We start from the raw sequence: 324 nt of genomic DNA, 5'->3' as shown, positions 1-324 counted from the left end.
CTCGCCGTTCAGGCGCTGCAGCAGCGGCCATTCTTCGGCCTCGGGCAGGTCCAGCTGGATCGACACGGCGCTGGGGTCGGGACCGCCGAACAGCGAGTTCTGTCCGGAGGCACGTTCGCGCGCCATCTGGTCGGTGGCCTTGATCACTTCCGGCAGCTGCAGCATCAGCGAGGCCCGGTTGCGGCCGAGCTCGTCCAGCGCACCGCAGTTGATCATCGCTTCCAGGGTACGGCGATTGAGCTTGGCCGAACCAACGCGCGTGCAGAAGTCGAGCAGGTCCTTGAACGGGCCGCCCTTCAGTCGTTCCTCGACCACTGCTTCGCA

General features: G+C 66.4%; 1 protein-coding gene. It reads right to left on the bottom strand.

The window, feature by feature from the left end; genetic code table 11:
• Nucleotides 1-324, bottom strand: a 324-nt coding sequence (locus tag EN846_RS34200) for a hypothetical protein (RefSeq protein ID WP_135928138.1), incomplete at both ends; no start/stop codon positions are given.

The organism is Mesorhizobium sp. M4B.F.Ca.ET.203.01.1.1 (genome assembly GCF_004791025.1).
In the GTDB taxonomy this organism is placed as follows: Bacteria; Pseudomonadota; Alphaproteobacteria; order Rhizobiales; family Rhizobiaceae; genus Mesorhizobium; species Mesorhizobium abyssinicae.
This window is presented reverse-complemented; position numbering and strand designations above follow the sequence as displayed.